This window comes from Bacillus sp. GMs2/2, assembly GCF_050172095.1.
GTDB classification, from domain to species: domain Bacteria; phylum Bacillota; class Bacilli; order Bacillales; family Bacillaceae_G; genus Bacillus_A; species Bacillus_A cereus.
Window position 1 is genome coordinate 1 of sequence record NZ_JBNLYE010000079.1, and the last position, 16,677, is coordinate 16,677.

The window sequence follows — 16,677 nt, forward strand, 5'->3', positions numbered from 1 at the left end:
ATAACGACATTCAATTATCGTTTATTATATAAAATTTCGATAGCTTTAATATAAAGAGGAGGACCAACATGCAGCTTGCGAAACAAATCGCAGAACATGCAACATTACAAAGCTTTTTAAACTGTTATTTAAGAGAAACAGGGAGTGGAGAATGGATTACAGAGGATGAAAGAATGAAAAGTATCTTCAGTAATACGTTGAATAGAGATACAGTCCCCACATATTTATGTTGTCGGCTATCGGCACAGAACGTTACTTTGTATGGAGAAGTTATATATAAATCACCAACAGATCGCCATTTGTTTGGAGAACAATTTTATTATCAAATTGGAGATAGTAATTCTGTTATTACAGCAGATTACGTTACAGTTATTACGTTTTTAATAAAAGAGATGTCGATCAACTACGGAGAAGGAACGAATCCTGCGGAACTTATGCTTCGAGTTATCCGTAGTTGTCAAAATATTGAGGAATTTACAAAAGAGAGAATAGAAGATACATCCGCATTATACGGTTTCCATACAACTTTTATAGAAGCGGAGCAGTCTTTATTATTTGGGCATTTAACTCATCCTACACCAAAGAGTAGACAGGGGATATTGGATTGGAAAAGTGCAATGTATTCTCCAGAATTAAAAGGGGAATGTCAGCTTCATTATTTTCGGGCACATAAAAGTATAGTAAATGAAAAATCATTATTATCAGATTCTACAACAACGGTTATAAAAGAAGGATTAAGTAATGATGAGATGGTTAGTAAGGAATTTATAGCGAAGTACTGTAAGGAAGATCAATATGCATTAATTCCAATTCATCCGCTTCAGGCAGAATGGCTCTTGCATCAAGCTTACGTACAAGATTGGATAATTCAAGAATTGCTTGAGTATATTGGTCCTGTAGGTAAGTATTATATGGCAACATCATCACTAAGGACGCTATATCATCCCAATTCGAAGTATATGCTTAAGTTTTCATTTCCGGTGAAAGTAACGAATTCAATGCGTATTAATAAACTGAAAGAACTTGAGAGTGGTCTTGAAGGGAAGGAAATGTTAAATACGGCTATTGGTGAAGTACGAGAAAGATTTCCAGGATTTGATTTTATTTGTGATCCAGCCTTTATTACATTAAATTATGGAACACAAGAATCTGGATTTGAAGTGATTATTCGTGAGAATCCTTTTTATAGTGAACATGCAAACGACGCAACATTAATTGCTGGGCTAGTTCAAGACGCTATACCTGGGGAGCGTACGCGGTTATCGAATATTATTCATCGCCTAGCAGATTTAGAAAGTAAAAGCTGTGAAGAAGTAAGCTTAGAGTGGTTTAGACGATATATGAATATTTCTTTAAAGCCAATGGTATGGATGTATTTACAGTATGGTGTTGCATTAGAAGCTCATCAGCAAAATAGCGTTGTTCAGCTAAAAGATGGTTATCCGGTCAAATATTATTTCCGTGATAATCAAGGATTTTATTTCTGTAATTCAATGAAAGAGATGCTTAATAATGAATTAGCTGGTATTGGAGAACGTACTGGAAATTTATATGACGACTATATTGTGGATGAGAGATTTCGTTACTACTTAATTTTCAATCATATGTTTGGCCTCATTAATGGTTTTGGCACAGCAGGATTAATTAAGGAGGAAATTCTTCTCTCGGAATTAAGGTCTGTACTTGAATCATTTCTTCCATATAACCGGGAACCTTCTACATTTTTAAGAGAATTATTGGACGAAGATAAGTTAGCGTGTAAAGCAAATTTACTAACGAGATTTTTCGATGTCGATGAGTTAAGTAATCCATTGGAGCAAGCTATTTATGTGCAAGTACATAATCCACTCGTTAGAGAAGTGGCTGTTCGTTCATAAATAACGTTAAAATTTCACGTAATACAAATAATGGTATTTTGTCATAAAGTGGAGGGTTTTATGAGAGTGGACATGTATCATACGAAAGTATTGAAGGCGCTCGAATCAGAAGATTACATTTCAGTACGAAGAAGAGTGCTACGTCAATTAGTAGAATCGTTAATTTATGAGGGGATTATTACACCGGTTCGCATAGAAAAAGAAGAACAACTTCTTTTTCTAATACAAGGACTTGATGAAGAAGGCAAAAGTGTCACGTACAAATGCTATGGCAGGGAACGGATGACATTTGGACGTATTTCGTTAGACTCATTAATAGTAAGAGTTCAAGATGAACAGCAAGAAATACAATCTGTCTCGCAATTTCTAGAAGAAGTTTTTCGGGTTACTAGTGTAGAACAAGCTAAATTAGATTCTTTTATACACGAATTAGAACAAACAATATTTAAAGACACGATTGCACAATATGAAAGAAATAATAAGAGAGAATATACTCAAAAATCTTACGATGAGTTTGAAAGCCATTTAATAGACGGCCATCCATATCATCCTAGTTATAAAGCACGTGTTGGATTTCAATATCGTGACAATTTTCAATATGGTTATGAATTTATGCAGCCAATAAAACTCATATGGATTGCAACGCATAAGAATTATGCGACTGTAGGTTATGAGAATGAAGTGATGTATAACAACCTTTTAAAAGAGGAGATTGGCGATCGTAAATTAGAAGAATTTATGGAACGAATTCGTAATAAGGGATGTAATCCAAAACAGTACGTGTTTATACCTGTTCACCCATGGCAGTGGGTGAATTTCATCATTTCAAATTATGCGGATCATATACAGGGGAAATTTATTATTTATTTAGGAACATCAGAGGACGATTATTGCGCGCAACAGTCAATGAGAACATTAAGAAATATTACGAGTCCAAAGAAACCGTACGTTAAATTATCGATGAATTTACTCAACACTTCAACACTTCGTACGCTGAAACCATACTCTGTTGTGAGTGCACCAGCAATATCAAATTGGTTAAATGATGTTGTAAGTAATGACGCCTATTTAATGGATGAAGCACGTTTAATCTTGTTAAATGAGTTTTCCAGTGTAACGTATGACACGAATAAAAAAGCTATATATGGTTCATTAGGATGTATTTGGCGCGAAAGCATTCATAAGTATTTAGATGCACAAGAAGATGCAATTCCTTTTAATGGTTTATACGCTAAAGAGAAAGATGGTACACCAATTATTGATGCGTGGTTGAATAAATATGGAATGAAGGATTGGCTACAATTACTTATTCAAAAAGCGATAATACCAGTTATACATCTTGTTGTAGAGCATGGCATCGCACTGGAATCACATGGACAAAATATGATTCTAGTTCATAAAGAAGGGGTGCCTGTTCGTATTGCGTTAAAGGATTTTCATGAAGGGCTTGAGTTTTATCGTCCATATTTGAAAACGGTTGACAAATGTCCCGACTTTACTAAAATGCATAAAACATATGCGAATGGAAAAATGAATGATTTCTTTGAAATGGATCGCATTGAATGTTTGCAAGAGATGGTGTTAGATGCACTATTCCTGTTTAATTTAGGAGAATTAGCATTCGTACTCGCGGATGAATATGGATTGAAAGAAGAACATTTTTGGATGATGGTTGTTGAAGAAATTGAAGATCATTTAAGAATATATCCACATTTGAAAGGTAGATTTGAAAATATTCAATTATATGCACCTACATTCTATGCTGAACAATTAACGAAACGTCGATTATATATGGATGTGGAATCGCTTGTTCATGAAGTTCCAAATCCATTGTATAGAGTAAGACAACTTATGAAACAAAAATCAGCTGTTACAGGGGGAAATTATGCTAATCGTTAATAAACAAGAGTATAGCAAAAGTGATTTTGAATTGAGATTACAAGTTTATGAGGAAATGGAACAATTTCAAAAAGCAGAAGGAAATAGATTTGCACTTTGTCTGAAAGATCCATTCGATATTATTACGCTTGTGTTTTTCTTAAAAGAAAAGAAATCATCAGTATTACTTATACATGAAGATACGCCAAAAGAAACGGCTATTGAAATGGCAAAGCGTGCAAATTGTGTAGGGATTTTATATGGAGAATATGGCGATTTTACAAAATTAGAAGTAGGGAACTTTTTACTAGAAGAGCCTTCTTTATTGCAATATAGTTCGGGAACTACGGGAGAACCGAAACTGATTCGTAGAGCATGGACGGAAGTTGATACAGAAATTACTGCCTATAATGAAGCTTTAAACTGTGAAGTAGATGAAGTGCCAATCGTTATGGCTCCTGTTTCACATTCATACGGACTAATATGTGGTACGTTATCAGCAATTACGAGGGGGAGCAAGCCTGTAATCATTACGAACAAAAATCCTAAATTCGCATTAAATATAGTTCGCAATACAGAAAAACATATTATATATGCAGTACCACTTATGTTACACATTATGGGGAGTTTTCCATTAGGAACGTTCCAGTTTCATAAAATTATGACATCAGGATCGCCTTTGCCAGAAGCACTATTTTATAAACTAAAAAAAATGACAACATATATGATGCAGCAATATGGTTGTTCTGAAGCAGGTTGTATTAGTATATGTCATGATATGAAGAGCCATTTAGATTTAGGAAACCCTCTACCTCATGCGAGTATAAGCATAGGTTCAGATGAAAATGCACCGGAAGAAATCGTCGTGAAAATGAATGATAAGGAAATCTTCACGAAAGATTTAGGGTATAAATCTGAGCGTGGCATTCATTTTATGGGGCGTATGGACGATGTAATTAATGTTTCGGGATTAAAAGTCTTTCCTATAGAGGTAGAAGAAACGATGCTTCGATTGGAAGGTGTTCAAGAGGCAATTGTATATCGAGGGAAACATCCTGTCATGGGCGAAATAGTTAAAGCGAAAGTGATCTCTCATGTTGATCCAGTACAAATAAGAGAATGGTGTATTCAGCACTTACCTTCTTATAAAGTTCCCCATGAAATTGAAAGTGTAAATGAAATTCCTAAAAATAAAACTGGAAAAGTAAGTAGAAAGTTACTAGAGATGGGAGAGGTTACAACATGAGACGGGAAGCGTTAAAGAATGCCGTGTTAAAAATTATGATTGAAAAAATGGAACTGAAAAATGTAACGCATTTAGAAGAAACGATGCGCTTAAATCAAGATTTATATATAGATTCGGTAATGATGTTACAGCTTATTGTATACATAGAAATGGATGTAAAGCTATGCGTTCCAGAGGATGAGGTAGATCCAAAGGCATTTCTTACTGTAGGATCTTTGCTTGATTTTATGGAGGAGTTACAGGAAATAAATGTGAATAACTAACCTTTAGGAAAGTGGATGAGAGTATGACTTCAATTAAAGTGCACTGTTTAGTGAGTTGTTTTTGTGAAATTATAAAAAGGCGTAGCGACATTGATTTTCGTCCATTTTATTTTGGACTATGGGATGGAGATTTTGATATAACAGAAGGCGGAATTATTTCATATCACTCTGAAAACATTAACCATGATCATTATTTACTTTGGTTTGAAAAATTGTACGGTATTAAAGTAAACGAATGGTATGATCATGCAAAAGATAAAGATAGCAATGTAGAAACGTTTTTAGAATTAGTAGAAAACAAGCCGGGAAATCGTTATGTCATTGTAATGGTTGATATGTCTCTATTACCAGAGAGGGAAAATAAATTTCATCAAAAACCGTTTCCACATTATTTAATGATATCAAAAACAGAGAAAGAAGAAGAGTGGTTCATGCTAGATCCTGATTTTCGTTGGGAAGGAAATATGGAAAGAGAAAAAGTACTTCACTCCATTCAAGATAACCCATTTGGTGGAGGGTATTTCATTGATATAGAAGGAATTGGAGAGCCAACGCAAGAAACAGTAGCTAGTTATTTCACAGAAACATTCAAAAAGAACGACAATGAACTGACTATGGAACTGAAAAATTTAATTGTAAAAATGGCAAATGAGGAAGAAGGATATGCGCTTTCTGGACTTGTAGCAGCAGTAAAACAAATACCAGTACTTGCAATTCGTAAATATAGTTATGAGCATGCCTTTGCATACTTCCGTGAAACGTTGCAATATTCGGAGCAAGAATTTGATTATTGGTGTGATCGGGTAGAGGATATTGTACAAGGATTTACAAATGTACAGTATCGTGCAATTAAAATGGCAATGACGAATAATAAAGGTATGCTAGTATCGATTATTGAAAAACTGGATGAAATGAATGCAATTGAACTGCAAATTAAGAAGGAATTAGAGAGACAGTTTCTATCATGGAAAGGTATGAAAACAAATCAGTCTGTCGCAACTTTTTAATAAGCTAACTGAATTTAAGATAGGGGAGTTTAATGCTATGAAATATTCGCTATGTACCATTTCATTTCGTCATCAATTAATTTCATTTACTGATATTGTTCAATTTGCATATGAAAACGGTTTTGAAGGAATTGAATTGTGGGGGACTCATGCACAAAATTTGTATATACAAGAACGCGAAACGACAGAACGAGAATTGACTTTTCTAAAGGATAAAAACTTAGAAATTACGATGATAAGTGATTACTTAGATATATCATTATCAGCAGATTTTGAAAAAACGATAGAGAAAAGTGAACAACTTGTAGTACTAGCTAATTGGTTTAATACGAATAAAATTCGCACGTTTGCTGGGCAAAAAGGGAGCAAGGACTTCTCGGAACAAGAGAGAAAAGAGTATGTGAAGCGAATACGTAAGATTTGTGATGTGTTTGCTCAGCACAATATGTATGTGCTGTTAGAAACACATCCCAATACACTAACGGACACATTGCCTTCTACTATAGAACTATTAGAAGAAGTAAATCATCCGAATTTAAAAATAAATCTTGATTTTCTTCATATATGGGAGTCTGGCGCAGATCCAATAGACAGTTTCCATCGATTAAAGCCGTGGACACTACATTACCATTTTAAGAATATATCTTCAGCGGATTATTTGCATGTGTTTGAACCTAACAATGTATATGCTGCAGCAGGAAGTCGTATTGGTATGGTTCCGTTATTTGAAGGTATTGTAAATTATGATGAGATTATTCAGGAAGTGAGAGGTACGGATCTTTTTGCTTCCTTAGAATGGTTTGGACATAATGCAAAAGAGATATTAAAAGAAGAAATGAAAGTATTAATAAATAGAAAATTAGAAGTAGTAACTTCGTAATGTGAAATGATGTGAGAGTCTCGTTTTAGAGGCTCTTTTTTTATGGTAAAAAATAACCAAAAATTTCCATGTATTTTAATTTGAATTTAACACAATTTATATATAAATAAGGAGGTGATTGGTAATGGCTAGAAATCGTAATTCTAATCAATTAGCATCACATGGAGCACAAGCAGCTTTAGATCAAATGAAATATGAAATTGCACAAGAGTTTGGTGTACAACTTGGCGCTGATACTTCTTCACGTGCAAACGGTTCTGTAGGCGGTGAAATTACAAAACGCCTTGTAGCGATGGCAGAACAACAACTTGGTGGCGGATATACTCGCTAATTGTAGAAGGTTATAGGAGAAAGGAAGGATTCTTCCTTTCTTTTTTTTCAATTAATTGGTATGGATATATTGTGAACTGGATTCAAAGAATAGGAATAATACTATAATTTCCCCAATTTCTTTTGTTGTGAATGGGAAGTAGTAAAGATGTAATAGCCCTGGTGGAATGAAAAGTTACGTTCCAGCGGGGCTATTATATGGTAAGAAATATATGATGAAAGGTTTCGAAGCCAACATGTTAAAAAAAGAAAACTGTTGTTTAATTGCGCTTGCATCAGTTCCACTTGTTATGACATTAGGGAATTCAATGCTCATCCCAATTCTGCCGACTATTGAAAAGAAATTACATATTTCATCGTTTCAAGTATCCATGATTATTACAATTTACTCTATCGTAGCCATTCTACTTATACCGATTGCTGGTTATTTATCAGATAGATGGGGACGAAAGATGGTAATGGTTCCGAGTTTGCTGATTGCAGCTATAGGAGGAGCGATAACTGGTTGGGTATCTTGGAAAGTTGATAATCCCTACAATTGGATATTGATTGGTAGAGCGATTCAAGGTATTGGGGCTGCTGGTGCAATGCCAGTTGTTATACCGTGTGTTGGTGATTTATACAAAGACGAAAAACAAGTTAGTACAGGTTTAGGAATCATAGAAACATCCAATACATTTGGGAAAGTGCTGAGCCCTATTTTAGGGTCTGCTCTTGCTGCCGTTGTATGGTTCTTACCATTTTGGGCGATTCCAATTTTATGCGTAGTATCAATTGTTTTATTACTTGTTCTAGTAAAGGCAAAGAAACAAGAAGGAGAAGTACCACCACTTAAAGAGTTTATAAAATCTATTCTGTCTACGTTTCGAGAAAAAGGAAGATGGTTAATTGCCATTTTTGCATTAGGTGCAATTATTATGCTTATTTTATTCGGAATTCTCTTTTATTTGTCGACTATACTGGAATCAAAGTATGACATTCATGGTATATGGAAAGGGTGTGTGCTTGCTATCCCGTTACTTGTACTGTCACTTAGTTCATATATGGCCGGTAAAAAAATTGGAGATAATCAAAATGTTATGAAGAAGTGTATCTATATTGGTTTTTTAATGGCAGCTGCATCAGTCATCATTCCTTTATTTATAAAAGGGATTTATTTACTACTTCTTTGTCTCGTTATTATGGGGATAGGGATTGGTATGGCACTCCCATGTTTAGATGCCCTCATTACACAAGGAATTGAAAAGGAGCAAAGGGGAACAGTTACGTCATTTTACAGTTCAATGCGATTTATCGGTGTAGCAGCTGGACCACCTTTATATTCTTTTTTCATGAAAGGGGCGGACCATGAAGTGTTTTATTTGACAAGTATTTTCGCTGCCATTGGTGCTGTCATAGCAATCATTTGGATTAAACCAGCAAAGGATGCAAAGGCGGTAAAACAGAAACCAGAACCTACTTCATAATTTGTAAGAGAATTGCATGATGTTTTGAGTAACATGCAATTCTCTTTCGTTCATTAAGAATAAATAACTTGTTTTAACATATAAAGTGCGACACCCCATATGATGAGACCAGAAAATTTATTTAATAATAAAATTGTCTTTCCGGTTGAGTCTAGTCTTTTTAGAAATTTCCCCGCTAAAGCTAAGCTTATAAACCAAATCCAAGAAACGATAATAGTTGCAAGTGTGAAAGCCCACTTTTCACTTCCTATGTATTGAATAGAATTTGTTCCAATTACACCGATTGTGTCTAAAATAGCATGTGGATTTAATAACGAAACTGATGCTGCGAAAAGGATTTGCTTTTTTAAGGGCATACTTTTTTCTTGTGTTACATCGTTGGAAGGGCTACTTCTCCAAATAACAAAGCCCATGTATAGGAGAAAGAAAAATCCAATTATATATAATGAGTTAGTTAGCCAAGAAAAAGTAAGGAGTACAAGGGAGACACCTTGCACTGCAATCAATATGAGTAACGTATCACATATAGAGGCAGTTAATACTACAGGGGCTGCCCTCCAAATGTTTGGTTGGCTCGCACCTTGGTTAAAGACAAAAACATTTTGTACACCTAATGGAATGATAAGTCCAAATGCAAGAATGATACCATGAATAATTGCTTCACTCATCATATTACCTCCTATTTTAATTCATTATGATAGTGTATATTGTATAGAAGAAATGAAAATTTGTATCCATCCATATGGTTGGGGAGGTTACCAACCAAAAAGAATATAAGGTGATATGATGGAAAGATTTGTTTGGAAACCGGATATGTCTCTAGCGACGCCGCTGTATAAACAAATAGAAACGTATATAAAAGAAAGGATCGTTAATGGAGAATGGACCGTTGGAACGAAATTACCTTCACAAAGAGATTTGGCCCATACATTTGGTGTGAATCGAAGCACAATTGTAATGGCTTTCGATGAACTAGTTGCGAAGGGATATATTGAAGGGAATGGCAGGAAAGGAACAATTGTTGTAAATAATAATGAGAATGTTTCAACTTACGCACCCCCGCCTAATTGGCAGTCTTATGTAGAAACAGGACTTCATTATCCGAATCTCCCAGCTATTCAAGAGATTAATCAAGCTGAATTTTACCCACATGTAATTCGGTTAGGAACAGGTGAGCTCGCGCCGAGTCTCTTACCTGAGAAAAAGATGAAAGAAATTATGAATAACCTTTTAAAGTCAAATGTGACGCTTGGGTATGAAGAGCCGAAAGGAAATCTTTATTTAAGGGAAAAGATTTCCGAATACTTAAAGGAGCATGGCGTATATGTATCTCCTGACTCTATATTAATTGTTTCAGGAGCAATTCAAGCGCTGCAACTTATTTCTATGGGGCTTCTTTCGAAAGGGGCATCAATCTTATTAGAGAAACCATCCTATTTATATTCGCTTAATGTTTTTCAATCAGCAGGAGTACGTTTAATTGGAATCCCAATGGATGAAAGCGGGTTACATACATCATATATTAAGAAATATAAGAAGCAATTTAATGCCTCTATTTTATATACAATCCCGTCTTTTCATAATCCAACGAACTTTAGTATGAATGCGAAGAAACGAATAGAAGTGATGGAAATATGTAATGAAATTGGATTACCTATTATAGAGGACGCAGTGTATCAAGACTTATGGTTTGATGCACCTAGTTCGAAACCTTTAAAAGCCTATGATAAAAATGGAATCGTACTACATATTGGAAGCATGTCCAAAGTAATTAGTCCAGGTTTAAGAATTGGATGGATTGTTGGACCCGAGCCAGTAATTCAAAGATTGTCAGACATAAAGATGCAAACAGATTATGGTTCAAGCACTATATCCCAGCAAATTGCAGCAGAGTGGTTTACAAATGGTCTATATGATGAGCATTTGCGATTTGTAAGAAGTGAATTGAAAAAACGAAGAGATTATATGTTACTAATGTTAGATAAATATCTTCGTGAAATAGCAACTTGGCATGAACCAACAGGCGGGTTTTATATATGGGTACATATAAAAGTACCCATTTCATATCGCAGTTTATTTGATAAAGCTCTGCAAGAAAAGGTTTTATTAAACCCAGGTACTTTATATGATAGAAGTGCAAATCAATTTTTGCGCCTATCGTATTCATACGCAACGTTAGAAGAAATTGAAATAGGTATAAAAAAACTTGCACAACTAATGAAAAAGTAAGAGGAGAAAGTAATGAAACAATATGTAATTTGCCAAATGATCAATGGAGAAAAATATTTAGCTGCTTATGCGGAGACGAAGCAAGAGGCGATTGAAAAAGCAGAACTGTTAGGATTAAGAACGGGAAATCGTTACATAGTTATAACTGCAGAAGAAGCCGAAGGCTTAACGTATCCTTAAACAATGTATGAGATTATATAGGAAGTAAATAAGTCTAGTAATATAAGAATTTACTAGGCTTATTTACTATTAAGTTGTTAAACGTTCTCGTATTTATACGCAAAGTAATAATATTATGAGTCAAGTTGACGAAAAAATCGATTTGTCTTTCGGTCTTGATTTCCTTTTCTATACTCATCAATATATTGCCTAAAGTTCCAAGCTTGTAAAAATTTATTAGCAGAGTTATAACCAGAATTGTAAAGCCAGTCTTTTTCTTCCTTCGTCAGTTCAAAATTAGTACTTGTAATCGTTCCTGTTGGAATTGTAATCGTTCTTGCTTTTGATTCCTTATCTAAATGACGTAAATCATGAGCTTGCATCATTGTTTTAAATAGTCCTTTGAACATAGAAATAGGCTCGTTATAGTGAGCAGGGTCAGCTTGAATCTCATCTTTTACAAAATGAAATCCGAAAGTCGGCCAGCGAGGAGCGGTAGGTGAATCGAAGATCCAAATTGGATAATTACTTAGAATTCCTCCGTCAACCATATAACAAGGCTGCTTCCATTTTGGAGTTCTCCATTTTACGGGTTCAAAGAAGAAGGGGATTGTACTACTCATTCTTACCGCTTTAGCGATAGAGAAGCGATAATTTAAAAATCCATAGTTTGGTAAGTCGTCAGGAAAGACAACCATTTTACCATTACTAATATCAGAAGCGATGATTTTGAGTTTGTTTAGATCCGGTAAATCAGTAAATAAATGAACACCTTTTTTTCGAAGTAATTCTTCAATCCATTCTTCTATAAATACATTAGAGTATATACCTAGAGTAGTCCATGCACTTAGTCCTTTTCCGATAAAGGGGATTTTGTCAATAAAGGTTTTCTTCGTAAATTTGTTATAATCGATATCAGTTATAATGGTTTTTAGCTCTGAACAAGAATATCCTGCAGCTAAAAGTGCCGCGATAATTGCACCAGCTGATGTTCCAGCTACACGTTCCCATTCATAACCTTTTTCGGCTAACGCGCAAATTGCCCCAACATGCGCAATACCGCGCACACCGCCTCCTTCAAAAACACCATCAATCTTCATTAAACATACTTCCTTTCAAATAAAAGATTTGGAAATGGCAAAAAAGCACGTATTGTACGTGCTTTTTTACAATGGTTTTTAAGTTTACTAGCAGCCTACAAAGCCGCCCCAACAGCTAGCTCCGATGATGATTAGAAGGATGAATAAAACGATTAATAAAGCGAAACCTCCGTAACCACAACCACCACAGCTACCGCCGTAACCGTAACCGCCGCAACTATATCCGTAACCCATGTGGAATTCCTCCTTATATTAAAAATAAAAATGAACGAGGGGAAAATGTACTGGAAGAACTAAAGAACTATCGTGTTTGTAGGAACAATGTATAGTATGCTTTTTTAAACTTGTTCGCGTACGAAGGATAAGCCCGTTTTTTGGAGGCTTGTTGATTTTGTAAAGAATGAAGTATAATCTTTGTACTATGATATAAATAAGTATGTAAATGTAAGGAGAATTTATGAATAAAAAAATTGAAGTATTAATTGATAAATATGAACTAACACACTTGAAAGAGGAACTTATTAATACTGTATTTCCTTGTATAAAAGTTGTGCCAAAGCAGCAGGAAACTGTTGCGATAGGTAGTTCGAAAATGGGAGGAGTTCCTGATTTACCAGCTTTATTTGAATATCCAAAGCATAAAGGAAATCCACTACAATTTATCGCGCAATTTAACTTAAGTGATTTACAAAACGTTGGTATGGATCACAATCTTCCTAAGACGGGGATGCTGTATTTCTTTTGCATTGAAAATTATTTTGAAGAAAATGTGAAGCTAACAGAGGGTGGGCGTGTACTTTATTATGATGTTCCTGTAGAGCAATTACGAAGAGGAAATGAAGTACAAGCGAAATATAACCAGTGTGCAATTACTTTTGAACTGACATACAAATTACCAGAACTTTTCATTGAAGATGAGGCTGATTCAGATCGTTTCTTGCAATTACTTGAAGAGCTAATTCCGGATAACTACGATAACCATCAAATGTTTGGTGAGCCATTCTCTGTACAAGAAGAAGTGTTATATGAGACGGGAGAATATATGGGAGTAGACCCGCAGCAAATGACTCTTTTATTCCAAATTGATTCAGATCATAAAAATTGTAATATGGTTTGGGGAGAACTAGGGATGCTATATTTCTGTATTAGTAATGAAGATTTGAAAAATCAACGTTTTGAAAATACATGCTGCGTATTACAAACATGCTAATGAAAAAAGGTTGTTCTTTTTAAAAGAACAACCTTTTTATGTGAATTAGTTAATATGCATAATCTCATATGACCTATACGAAAAAGTATTGTATACTCTGAAACTATACGATACTTTTTCGTATAGTTATAGAATATAAGGAGTGACAAGATGGGAAAGACAAGTAAGTATGTGACAGCTGCCGCACTTTGTTCAACTATAGTAATGGGGGGCTTACAAGCGTCATCTGTATCTTATGCAGCTACAAATCCGACTACAGTGACAGCACAATCAGATGTAAAGTTATTAGATGATTTCAGAAAAGAATTAAAAAAACAGATTGATAATCGAGAAGAAAATATTACAATCACATATAAAACAAAAGATAGAAATGCTAGAAATATTATGGATCAATTGTATGGTGAGTTTAATAAAATTGTAGATGCTGATGAGTATGTAAAATATAATGTAGCGTCTACTAGATATTCCATTAAAGGAATGCCAGGGGACTATACGTTTACACTGCAAGTAAAATACCGTGAATCAAAAGAACAAACTCAATATGTAAAAGCTCAGGCGAAATCAATTGTTGGATCAATTGTAAAACCAGGGATGGATGAGCATGAGAAAGTAAAAGCTATTCACGATTACGTTGTTAAGCATGTGTCTTATGATACGTCTTATCAAGCGTATACAGCATATGAAGCATTAGCGAATCGTTCTGCCGTTTGCCAAGGATATACATTATTGACGTATGAGTTGTTAAAAGAGGCAGGTATTCAAAATCATATTGTAACAGGCACAGGAAACGGACAAGCTCACGCGTGGAATTTAGTGAACATTGAAAACAAATGGTATCACCTAGATACTACATTTGATGATCCAGTACCAGATAAAGCAGGGCGTGCAACTTACTCATATTTTAATATGTCTGACGAACAGTTAAGTAAAGATCATGAATGGGATCGTAGCAAATATCCAGCGGCAACTACAAGTTATTTTGGTGAATTAACAAATAAAATAAAAGCTGGTAGCTCAAAAACTGTCGTATATGAGCAGATGTTAAAAGAAACAAATTTACAATACTTATCTGCAGAATACGGAGCAGAAAATTATAATGAATTTAAGCAAAAGTTGCAGCAAAAGTTTGCAACCAAACCAGAAAAAGTAGAAGTACGATATAAGCAGTCCATGGATGGGACGATGCAAGATATAAAGAAAGTATTAAATGAAATAAATTGGCCAAAAGGTGCAAAGCGTGTGTCTTATCAAGTAGCGCCTTACAGTGCATTGGCGGGTTATTCATTAGCGACAATTACATTTACGTATTAAGCAATGAGAAAGAGCATCTGTAAAAGATGCTCTTTTTATATTTATCGATCACTTTAAAATTTTGGGAATTATGTGATAAAATAAAAAGGAGAGGATGTGAATGCTGAATGAACTTGTTCGAAAGTAATATTTTTACATTGATATATACTTGTTTAGTAATCGGACTTATCGTTTTGTTTTTCATATCATTTACTTTGTTTATTAGAAGAGTATTACAAAGCAGTGCTGCAAAGAAACACCACGTGATTAATATGAACCAGAAGCTAGATCGAATCATTGAATTGCTTGAAAAAGATAAGAAATAGCGATAGAAGAGGTATGAAAAGGGGAAAGAGAATGGCCAATTATATAAAAGAATTACGTGAAAAAGTAGGACATGATTATGTTTTCTTAAACTTTGCCGGTGGTTGTGTATTTAATAAAGAAGGAGAAGTATTACTGCAAAAAAGAGGAGACTTTAACGCTTGGGGATTTCCAGGTGGTGCAATGGAGATAGGAGAATCAGCTGCGGAAACTGCAATCCGAGAAATAAAAGAAGAAACCGGGTATGATGTAGAAATAAATGAGCTTATTGGAGTGTATACAAAATATTTTCAATCATATCCAAATGGAGACAAGGCCCAGTCAATTGTGATGTTCTTTTCATTCTCAATAGTTGGAGGTGACAAAAAAGTAGATGGTGATGAAACGTTGGATTTGAAGTTTTTCCCGTTAGACGACATGCCACCGTTATTTTGTAAACAACATGAAGATTGCCTGCAAGATTTATTGGAGAAAAGAGTAGGGGTATATCGTTAACATATAAAAAAGAAGCTAAATGAAGATTAGCTTCTTTTTTATGTTTAATTTATTTCCACCAATCATCAAACATTGACGCTGGTACTTGTCTTTTATGCTCACTCACTGTGTAACGTTTTTCAATTTTCTCTGCAACGTCAGCTGGAACTGCTTTACCTTCTAAATAATCATCTAATTGATCATAAGTAATACCTAACTCTGTTTCATCAGCTTGACCTGGTTTTTCATCTAATAAATCAGCTGTTGGCATTTTTAAGTACAGTCGCTCGTCTGCGCCTAACTCTTGTAATAATGCACGTCCTTGGCGCTTCGTTAATCCCGTTAATGGTAATAAATCTGCACCACCATCTCCGAATTTTGTAAAGAACCCTGTTACAGCTTCTGCAGCGTGATCTGTTCCGATAACAAGTAGCCCTTTTTGTCCACCAATTGCATATTGAGTAACCATACGGATACGTGCTTTCACGTTACCTTTATTGAAATCTGTTAATGATTCACCCAATAAGTTTTCATATTGATTTGAAAAAGCATCAACAGTTGAAGCAATATCAAATGCAACAGATTGATCTGCTTGAATGAATTGTAATGCTAATTGTGCATCATCTTCATCTTTTTGTACTTTATAAGGAAGACGCACGGCGATAAACGTTGCATTACCACCTTCGTTACGAATTTCTTCAACTGCAAGTTGTGCTAAGCGTCCTGCTAATGTAGAGTCTTGTCCGCCGCTAATACCAAGTACAAATCCTTTTGCACCTGTTTTTTTTACATAATCCTTTAAGAAATCAACTCGTTTACGAATTTCAATTTTTGGATCAATTACAGGCTGAACATGTAATGCTTTCATAATCTGTTCTTGTAATGTCATTATGTTTCCTCCTATTCATATTAAAGCGGTAATTAAGTTTATATGTATAATGGTA

At 34.8% G+C, this 16,677-nt stretch carries 18 protein-coding genes; 14 read left to right on the forward strand and 4 right to left on the reverse strand.

All coding sequences use genetic code 11. From position 1 onward, the window contains the following. The first annotated feature begins 68 nt into the window (after window positions 1-68). The 8 genes from ACQGS6_RS12570 (at window position 69) to ACQGS6_RS12605 (ending at window position 8,947) form a co-directional block, all read left to right on the forward strand. Entirely contained in the window at window positions 69-1,877 is a 1,809-nt protein-coding gene (locus ACQGS6_RS12570; RefSeq protein WP_001175122.1) for an IucA/IucC family protein, read from the forward strand. A 60-nt stretch (window positions 1,878-1,937) separates the two neighbouring features. Next, window positions 1,938-3,776 carry an IucA/IucC family protein gene (locus ACQGS6_RS12575; protein ID WP_426965187.1) on the forward strand — a complete coding sequence of 613 codons (1,839 nt, stop codon included), beginning with the start codon at window positions 1,938-1,940 and terminating at the stop codon, window positions 3,774-3,776. Continuing rightward, complete coding sequence (locus ACQGS6_RS12580) at window positions 3,763-5,001, forward strand: AMP-binding protein (protein ID WP_426965188.1); 1,239 nt, start codon at window positions 3,763-3,765, stop codon at window positions 4,999-5,001. The genes ACQGS6_RS12575 and ACQGS6_RS12580 overlap by 14 nt, the downstream gene beginning before the upstream one ends. Next, a complete protein-coding gene (gene asbD / locus ACQGS6_RS12585; RefSeq protein ID WP_001250561.1) occupies window positions 4,998-5,264 on the forward strand; it encodes a petrobactin biosynthesis protein AsbD in 267 nt (88 codons plus the stop codon). Before ACQGS6_RS12580 ends, asbD begins: the two co-directional genes overlap by 4 nt. Before the next feature lie 23 nt (window positions 5,265-5,287). Next, entirely contained in the window at window positions 5,288-6,271 is a 984-nt protein-coding gene (locus tag ACQGS6_RS12590) for a DUF6005 family protein (protein WP_000200708.1), read from the forward strand. Window positions 6,272-6,308: 37 nt separating this feature from the next. After that, window positions 6,309-7,151, forward strand: coding sequence for a sugar phosphate isomerase/epimerase family protein (locus ACQGS6_RS12595; RefSeq protein ID WP_000877670.1), 843 nt, complete (start codon window positions 6,309-6,311; stop codon window positions 7,149-7,151). A 124-nt stretch (window positions 7,152-7,275) separates the two neighbouring features. Beyond that, window positions 7,276-7,482 carry an alpha/beta-type small acid-soluble spore protein gene (locus tag ACQGS6_RS12600; protein WP_000113545.1) on the forward strand — a complete coding sequence of 69 codons (207 nt, stop codon included), beginning with the start codon at window positions 7,276-7,278 and terminating at the stop codon, window positions 7,480-7,482. Between the two features lie 235 nt (window positions 7,483-7,717). Beyond that, complete coding sequence (locus tag ACQGS6_RS12605; RefSeq protein WP_033667350.1) at window positions 7,718-8,947, forward strand: MFS transporter; 1,230 nt, start codon at window positions 7,718-7,720, stop codon at window positions 8,945-8,947. Between the two features lie 53 nt (window positions 8,948-9,000). On the opposite strand, the gene ACQGS6_RS12610 is transcribed toward ACQGS6_RS12605, so the two are convergent. Continuing rightward, window positions 9,001-9,615 (reverse strand): LysE/ArgO family amino acid transporter, encoded by a 615-nt coding sequence (locus tag ACQGS6_RS12610; protein WP_001287305.1) that lies wholly within the window; start codon window positions 9,613-9,615, stop codon window positions 9,001-9,003. A 118-nt stretch (window positions 9,616-9,733) separates the two neighbouring features. Between ACQGS6_RS12610 and ACQGS6_RS12615 the strand changes: the two genes are divergently transcribed. Both ACQGS6_RS12615 and ACQGS6_RS12620 read left to right on the forward strand, forming a co-directional pair. After that, on the forward strand, window positions 9,734-11,176 hold the full coding sequence (locus ACQGS6_RS12615) for a PLP-dependent aminotransferase family protein (protein ID WP_098536626.1): 1,443 nt from the start codon (window positions 9,734-9,736) through the stop codon (window positions 11,174-11,176). Window positions 11,177-11,188: 12 nt separating this feature from the next. Further along, window positions 11,189-11,356, forward strand: a complete 168-nt coding sequence (locus ACQGS6_RS12620; RefSeq protein ID WP_000816389.1) for a DUF3933 family protein — start codon at window positions 11,189-11,191, stop codon at window positions 11,354-11,356. 113 nt (window positions 11,357-11,469) lie between these two features. On the opposite strand, the gene ACQGS6_RS12625 is transcribed toward ACQGS6_RS12620, so the two are convergent. Both ACQGS6_RS12625 and ACQGS6_RS12630 read right to left on the reverse strand, forming a co-directional pair. Further along, window positions 11,470-12,435: a patatin-like phospholipase family protein gene (locus tag ACQGS6_RS12625; RefSeq protein ID WP_000686789.1), complete on the reverse strand. Its 966-nt coding sequence runs from the start codon at window positions 12,433-12,435 to the stop codon at window positions 11,470-11,472. A gap of 87 nt (window positions 12,436-12,522) precedes the next feature. After that, on the reverse strand, window positions 12,523-12,669 hold the full coding sequence (locus tag ACQGS6_RS12630; RefSeq protein ID WP_000540425.1) for a YjcZ family sporulation protein: 147 nt from the start codon (window positions 12,667-12,669) through the stop codon (window positions 12,523-12,525). A gap of 223 nt (window positions 12,670-12,892) precedes the next feature. Between ACQGS6_RS12630 and ACQGS6_RS12635 the strand changes: the two genes are divergently transcribed. The 4 genes from ACQGS6_RS12635 to ACQGS6_RS12650 all read left to right on the forward strand — a co-directional run bounded on the left by ACQGS6_RS12635 (window position 12,893) and on the right by ACQGS6_RS12650 (window position 15,754). Next, window positions 12,893-13,645: a YwqG family protein gene (locus tag ACQGS6_RS12635; protein WP_001034837.1), complete on the forward strand. Its 753-nt coding sequence runs from the start codon at window positions 12,893-12,895 to the stop codon at window positions 13,643-13,645. Between the two features lie 150 nt (window positions 13,646-13,795). Further along, the gene (locus ACQGS6_RS12640; protein ID WP_000520858.1) at window positions 13,796-14,956 is read left to right on the forward strand and encodes a transglutaminase domain-containing protein; all 1,161 of its coding nucleotides are present in this window, start codon (window positions 13,796-13,798) and stop codon (window positions 14,954-14,956) included. Between the two features lie 107 nt (window positions 14,957-15,063). Further along, a complete protein-coding gene (locus ACQGS6_RS12645) occupies window positions 15,064-15,261 on the forward strand; it encodes a DUF4083 domain-containing protein (RefSeq protein WP_001048102.1) in 198 nt (65 codons plus the stop codon). A gap of 31 nt (window positions 15,262-15,292) precedes the next feature. Next, window positions 15,293-15,754, forward strand: coding sequence for an NUDIX hydrolase (locus ACQGS6_RS12650; protein ID WP_000024999.1), 462 nt, complete (start codon window positions 15,293-15,295; stop codon window positions 15,752-15,754). Window positions 15,755-15,803: 49 nt separating this feature from the next. On the opposite strand, the gene nadE is transcribed toward ACQGS6_RS12650, so the two are convergent. Next, window positions 15,804-16,622, reverse strand: coding sequence for an ammonia-dependent NAD(+) synthetase (nadE, locus tag ACQGS6_RS12655; RefSeq protein WP_000174891.1), 819 nt, complete (start codon window positions 16,620-16,622; stop codon window positions 15,804-15,806). Between the last annotated feature and the right edge of the window lie 55 nt (window positions 16,623-16,677).

What these genes read in the sequence shown, in the direction of transcription:
- ACQGS6_RS12570 (WP_001175122.1), top strand. Translation starts at nt 69, where the DNA reads ATGCAGCTTGCGAAACAAATCGCAGAACATGCAACATTACAAAGCTTT.
- ACQGS6_RS12575 (WP_426965187.1), top strand. Translation starts at nt 1,938, where the DNA reads ATGAGAGTGGACATGTATCATACGAAAGTATTGAAGGCGCTCGAATCA.
- ACQGS6_RS12580 (WP_426965188.1), top strand. Translation starts at nt 3,763, where the DNA reads ATGCTAATCGTTAATAAACAAGAGTATAGCAAAAGTGATTTTGAATTG.
- asbD (WP_001250561.1), top strand. Translation starts at nt 4,998, where the DNA reads ATGAGACGGGAAGCGTTAAAGAATGCCGTGTTAAAAATTATGATTGAA.
- ACQGS6_RS12590 (WP_000200708.1), top strand. Translation starts at nt 5,288, where the DNA reads ATGACTTCAATTAAAGTGCACTGTTTAGTGAGTTGTTTTTGTGAAATT.
- ACQGS6_RS12595 (WP_000877670.1), top strand. Translation starts at nt 6,309, where the DNA reads ATGAAATATTCGCTATGTACCATTTCATTTCGTCATCAATTAATTTCA.
- ACQGS6_RS12600 (WP_000113545.1), top strand. Translation starts at nt 7,276, where the DNA reads ATGGCTAGAAATCGTAATTCTAATCAATTAGCATCACATGGAGCACAA.
- ACQGS6_RS12605 (WP_033667350.1), top strand. Translation starts at nt 7,718, where the DNA reads ATGTTAAAAAAAGAAAACTGTTGTTTAATTGCGCTTGCATCAGTTCCA.
- ACQGS6_RS12610 (WP_001287305.1), bottom strand. Translation starts at nt 9,615, where the DNA reads ATGAGTGAAGCAATTATTCATGGTATCATTCTTGCATTTGGACTTATC.
- ACQGS6_RS12615 (WP_098536626.1), top strand. Translation starts at nt 9,734, where the DNA reads ATGGAAAGATTTGTTTGGAAACCGGATATGTCTCTAGCGACGCCGCTG.
- ACQGS6_RS12620 (WP_000816389.1), top strand. Translation starts at nt 11,189, where the DNA reads ATGAAACAATATGTAATTTGCCAAATGATCAATGGAGAAAAATATTTA.
- ACQGS6_RS12625 (WP_000686789.1), bottom strand. Translation starts at nt 12,435, where the DNA reads ATGAAGATTGATGGTGTTTTTGAAGGAGGCGGTGTGCGCGGTATTGCG.
- ACQGS6_RS12630 (WP_000540425.1), bottom strand. Translation starts at nt 12,669, where the DNA reads ATGGGTTACGGATATAGTTGCGGCGGTTACGGTTACGGCGGTAGCTGT.
- ACQGS6_RS12635 (WP_001034837.1), top strand. Translation starts at nt 12,893, where the DNA reads ATGAATAAAAAAATTGAAGTATTAATTGATAAATATGAACTAACACAC.
- ACQGS6_RS12640 (WP_000520858.1), top strand. Translation starts at nt 13,796, where the DNA reads ATGGGAAAGACAAGTAAGTATGTGACAGCTGCCGCACTTTGTTCAACT.
- ACQGS6_RS12645 (WP_001048102.1), top strand. Translation starts at nt 15,064, where the DNA reads ATGAACTTGTTCGAAAGTAATATTTTTACATTGATATATACTTGTTTA.
- ACQGS6_RS12650 (WP_000024999.1), top strand. Translation starts at nt 15,293, where the DNA reads ATGGCCAATTATATAAAAGAATTACGTGAAAAAGTAGGACATGATTAT.
- nadE (WP_000174891.1), bottom strand. Translation starts at nt 16,622, where the DNA reads ATGACATTACAAGAACAGATTATGAAAGCATTACATGTTCAGCCTGTA.